The organism is Rhodococcus sp. NPDC078407 (assembly GCF_044542515.1).
Classification (GTDB): Bacteria; Actinomycetota; Actinomycetes; order Mycobacteriales; family Mycobacteriaceae; genus Rhodococcoides.
The window spans coordinates 1-4,865 of the sequence record NZ_JBITUQ010000051.1 but is presented as its reverse complement, the minus strand read 5'-3'; the positions used below and the strand labels follow the sequence as shown (position 1 = coordinate 4,865).

General features: G+C 64.1%; 5 protein-coding genes. All 5 read right to left on the bottom strand.

All coding sequences use genetic code 11. From position 1 onward, the window contains the following. Positions 1-205 precede the first annotated feature (205 nt). Entirely contained in the window at positions 206-334 is a 129-nt protein-coding gene (locus ACIGGF_RS25280; RefSeq protein ID WP_256385638.1) for a hypothetical protein, read from the bottom strand. 179 nt (positions 335-513) lie between these two features. Further along, positions 514-756, bottom strand: coding sequence for a DUF2892 domain-containing protein (locus ACIGGF_RS25275; RefSeq protein WP_076599981.1), 243 nt, complete (start codon positions 754-756; stop codon positions 514-516). Positions 757-992: 236 nt separating this feature from the next. Then, positions 993-2,294, bottom strand: coding sequence for an APC family permease (locus ACIGGF_RS25270; RefSeq protein WP_206499037.1), 1,302 nt, complete (start codon positions 2,292-2,294; stop codon positions 993-995). 65 nt (positions 2,295-2,359) lie between these two features. Next, positions 2,360-3,841 (bottom strand): multicopper oxidase family protein, encoded by a 1,482-nt coding sequence (locus ACIGGF_RS25265; RefSeq protein WP_096905124.1) that lies wholly within the window; start codon positions 3,839-3,841, stop codon positions 2,360-2,362. Next, on the bottom strand, positions 3,838-4,104 hold the full coding sequence (locus ACIGGF_RS25260; RefSeq protein ID WP_003862069.1) for an SHOCT domain-containing protein: 267 nt from the start codon (positions 4,102-4,104) through the stop codon (positions 3,838-3,840). Before ACIGGF_RS25260 ends, ACIGGF_RS25265 begins: the two co-directional genes overlap by 4 nt. Between the last annotated feature and the right edge of the window lie 761 nt (positions 4,105-4,865).

Here is a 4,865-nt window from a genome sequence, read left to right as displayed (position 1 = left end):
ACTGCTCGTCGGTGAACTGGCGAAATCGTGACTTCGTCTGTCCCATACGGCCACGGTCTCGCGGGTCACCGCTCAGCTATGGGAGACACGCCCTAGTGGCCGCTGCAGCCATCTCGGTGTCCTCCAGCCTTGGAAATCGCGTCGTGCTCGCTCCTGGTCGGTTCAATGCTGAGCCGATTGGATCCCAGGAGCGTGTAGTGGCGGGTTAATGGCCGTGGCCACCGGGCATTGCGAACATCATCAGGCCCATCATCGCCACGCACAGCGCGCCAAACACGATCACTCCGGTGCCTGCGACCCCGGTCACCAGCAGGACCCCGACAAGAACGAGCATCGGGACACAACACGCGAGCATCATCCAACGATGACCGGAGCGTCCGGGCTTCGAGGGCTCGGGCGGGTACTGCTCTTCCAGAGGCCCATCGCTGTAGGGGGAAGCCGACCCCGCAACGGGGGGCTGATCAGGGGGCGCGTCTAGTGGCTGGCGCCGTCGCTCCTGGGGTGATTGCTCGCTCATGAGGGGTGTCCTTTCCGAAGCGGGAGGCGGCCCAATTTTTTGTACAGTGGACAGTGCCCGGTCCCACCAGTGACGATCAGGTCCAGACCAGCCACGATCAACAACAGCTCCACGATCACCGCGCCCGTGGAGTCCGCCTGGCTGAGCAGAATTCCTCCGCCAACGACACCGAGAAGACCCAACACGATGCGAGCGCCCCTTTCGATAGGGGTGATGTTGATACTCCATCTCGCCTGCATCGTTTCCTCCTGGGTGCTCGATCCAGCCCCGAGTGCACGGGACCATTGATCGGTACACCCCCAATCTGCCAAGTGTTTGTGAAGGACGAACTGTCCTTCACGTGAAGGTTCGGTGAAGCCGGTACGGCGTGTGCCACAAGTGTGGGGAGATGCGCGCCTCAACGCGCTCAGCGGACGCGCGTCGTGCGGCCTGAATCGCGCTGGGTTGGTTGGAGTCTCTGGTGTGCTCTGTGTTCTCACTGGTGTTGGTGGTGTCGCACGGCGAGCCACTGGGCGAGGACGATGGCTAGGGCCACTAGCGCGGTGGTGACGAGGGTGAACGGGTCCGATTGGCTCTTGGTGAGCAGGAAGGGCACCAGTACCGCGAGGTCAAGGATGATCGCGAGCAACGGGATCCAGGAGTTGGCGGCGACGTCGTTTTTGAGACGGCGGATGATCCCGAAGTGGATGGCAATGTCCATGGCCAAATACAAGATAGCGCCAAGGGAGGCGATCTGGGAGAGGTCGAAGAAGGCGGCCATCACGATCGCCAGCCCGGCGGTGATGTAGAGCGACTGATGTCCTGGCCGGCCGGGCAGGCCCGGGGCTTGGCCCATTTCTCGGAGCATGTCGTAGAGCTTCGAGACTGAGAATAGGCTCGCGATCAGTCCAGACAGTGTGGCGACCACCGCGATAAGCACGGTTATTCTCATGCCCCAGTCGCCGAACATCGGCTGGGCTGCTTCGGCCAGTGCGTAGTCGCGGGCCTCGATGATCTCTGGCACGGTCAGGCTCGCAGTGACTGCGACGGTGATCAATAGATAGAGCGCCGTGCACAGGGCGATGGAAATAATGATTGAGCGGCCGATATTGCGCTTGGGGTTCTTCAGATCCCCGCCGTGGTTGGTGATCGTGGTGAACCCCTTGTACGCCAGGATGCATAGGGTGACACCGGCGAGAAAGCCCACCCATCCCTGGTCTGGTGGCGTGCGTCCAGCGGCGGTAATGAGCCGGGGCAGGGAGGAGAGTCCCGCGGCGAGGATTCCCGCGATCGCCAGCACCGCGATGCCGACGATCTTGAGCGCTGCGGTGACCGTGGCAGAGCGCTCCACTAGTTGGTTGCCCACCAGGTTCACCAGTGCGGCGCCGGCGATGGCGAGGACGGCCAGCACCGGGACCCACACGTCGGAGTCCTGCATCCCGAACGGTCGCAGCATGTAGGTACCGAAGGTTCGGCCGAGAAGGGACTCGGCGAGGATCATCGACACGTACATGAACAGCGAAACCGAGCCAGCCACGACCCCGGGTCCATACGCGGCTTTGAGTTGCATCGCGATTCCGCCCGAGGAAGGGTTGGTGGCTGAGTAGCGGATGTAGGAGTAGGAGCTGAAGGCCACCACCACTGCCCCGGCAAGGAAGGCCCACGGCATCCACCCCCCGGCCAGCTCGGCGACCTGCCCTACCAGGGCGAAAATGCCCGCCCCGATCATCACCCCCGTCCCGAGCGCAACGGATCCAGTGAGGGTCAGTGAGTTCGAGGACTGGGCGCTGCGATCCATGCGGTACCGTACTTTCTTCTCGTCGGGCGGGGTTGGCGGTGTGCTTGCGGTCGGGTGCGCCGAGTTTAGCGGGCCAGGATCGTGCCCATCATGCCGAGGTCCTCGTGGTCGAGGATGTGACAGTGGTAGACGGTGCGGCCGACGATGTCGTCGAAGGCCACGCGGATGGTGACGCGGCCGAAGGCCGGAATGTTGACCACGTCCTGCCAGGTGGGTGACTCGCCGTCGTCGAGGACTTGCATGGGCCACACGTGCAGGTGCATTGGGTGGTCCATGGGGCTGGTGTTGGTCAGGGTCCATTCCTCCACAGTTCTGGCGCGAACCGTGATGTCGTTTCGGTCGGCGTCGAACTGTCGGCCGTTGATGGTGAACGACATCATCGATTCGGCTCCGCGCATCCCACGGCCCATGCCCATGCCCATGGCGAATTCCAGGGTTCGACGGGCAGTTACCGGTGCGGTGCGCAGGTCCCGCAGGGCCGGTCCTGCGGGCACGGGATCGGGTTCGTCCGCCGGGGGCCCAGTCACGTCCAGCGTGAGCAGACCGATCGGCTCGTCGTCCGCCGGGAACGCACCGGCCATGGGTCCGCCCATCATGCCAGGCATGGCGCCGCGGTCCACCGGGATGCTGAGCAGAGTGGAGGTGCCCTGGCGAGCGTCCACCAGGAGTTCGACTCTGTTTCCGGGAGCCAGCGTCACCTCGGTGAGGTCGACAGGTTCGGGTAGGCGGCCGGTGTCACGGCCGAGCAGGCGCAGAGACTGACCATCCAGGGTCAGGCGCAGGTAGCGGGACGGGCAGGCGTTGACGATCCGCCACTGCTCTCGCTCTCCCGGCGAAGCGGTGGCCCGGGGCCGAACCTGGCCGTTGACCATCACTATCTCGCCTTGACGGCCCATCATCTTCTCGGGCGGGGACGCGGCAGCCGGGTTGCCAGTGCCGTCGAGGGTGATGTCGGAGACGACCAAGGTGCGCTCACGGGACACCGGGACCGGCTCGGGGTCCTCAACAACGATCGCTCCGTAGAGTCCGGCCGCCAGTTGGTCAGCGACATGGCCGTGGTGGTGGGGGTGGTACCAGAAAGTCCCGGGCGGGTGGTCGTTTGGCAGGACGATTTCGTAGTCGAAGGACTCGCCGGGGGAGATGCTGACGAAGGGGTTGTCGCCATTGCCCTCGGGGGAGACGTGCAACCCGTGTACGTGCAGGTTGGTCGGGGTGTCGAGTTCGTTGGCAATCGCCACTCGGATCGTGTCTCCGCCCCGAACGCGCAGGGTGGGGCCTGGGAGTGTGCCGTTGAACGCCTGCACGTTTGCGTTTCGCCCGCCGATCTTGACCCGGGCGGGGGCGGCGACCAACTCCAGATCGAGCACACCGTCCCGACTGGCCACCACGTCCGGCTCGAGAAGGTCGTCACCACCGTCGGAGAAGCCACCACTGTTCGTGGTGTTGCCCTCACTGACGGTCCACCACAGGCCGGCCCCGCCCACGGCGGCGGTGCCGGCCCCTGCCAAACCCAGTGCGAGGAGCTGCCGTCGGGTCAGCTCGCTCACTGCCGTCCCTCGCCCAGAGTGTGTAGTCGCTCCCGGTACTCCTCGGTGGTTAGCTCTCCACGGGCGTAGCGTTCGTCCAGGATCTCTCGCGGCTGGCGCGGGCGTTCCCCGGTTTTGACATGCTCATGCCCTCCGGTCTGGCCCCGGCCGCCGGTGAACGCTTTCGCCAGGACGACGGTGACCACCACCGTGCCCAGAATGACCAAGAGCCAGAAGATCCACATCCAGCCCATTCCCGAACCCATCCCGTTGTTCCACATCATCGCGATCGTCCTTCGCTACTTCTCAGTCCCGAGCGTGTGGCCCGCCGGTGTCTGGGGGGTGGTGGCGCCGGGTGCGGGGCGTGGCGGTCGGTCTGGAGACCGTGGATCGGCATCGGCACCGAGGGTCTGGGTGTGGAGCAGCACGTGCAGGATTCAGCGATCGCTTCCAACGGAAGGTTACTGCGAGGCTGGATAGACATCTTCTCCTCTTCATATTCGTTGCTGGTGCTCACTGGAACACCTCCAATTATACCTATGGGGTATGTGGGGTAGGTGGTTGAACCCGGCTCACCCATCGATTGGTCCCTGGGTGTCTCACGCCTGGGGAGCGGTCCCTGTCAGGGCGACAATGAGGCAGAGCACGCTGGCCCAGAACACGCCCAGGCCAATGGCCACCACGGTTACACTCGCCCACTCCATACCGCGCCCCTGTCTTCCGGTCGAGTTCCACATTGGCCGGTACGCCCGCGTATTTGTGTGGAGATCAGGTGGAGGTCTGATCAAGAATTTCCGCTGGCGAGCTGACACTCAGGACAGGCTGGAACGATCGAGACCATGGTGGAGAACCCTCGTGCCCTCGAAGATGGGGGAAATTTGGGGAAGGGTGAGTTCGCAGAAACTACAGCTCGGCATCGTTTAGTGGCCCTTCATAGTGAAGGGCCCGTTTAGGGCGTGTCTCCCATAGCTGAGCGGTGACCCGCGAGACCGTGGCCGTATGGGACAGACGAAGTCACGATTTCGCCAGTTCACCGACGAGCAGT

Coding starts and splice junctions, on each gene's coding strand:
- ACIGGF_RS25260 (WP_003862069.1), bottom strand. CDS start 4,104: ATGATGTGGAACAACGGGATGGGTTCGGGAATGGGCTGGATGTGGATC.
- ACIGGF_RS25280 (WP_256385638.1), bottom strand. CDS start 334: ATGCTCGTTCTTGTCGGGGTCCTGCTGGTGACCGGGGTCGCAGGCACC.
- ACIGGF_RS25270 (WP_206499037.1), bottom strand. CDS start 2,294: ATGGATCGCAGCGCCCAGTCCTCGAACTCACTGACCCTCACTGGATCC.
- ACIGGF_RS25275 (WP_076599981.1), bottom strand. CDS start 756: ATGCAGGCGAGATGGAGTATCAACATCACCCCTATCGAAAGGGGCGCT.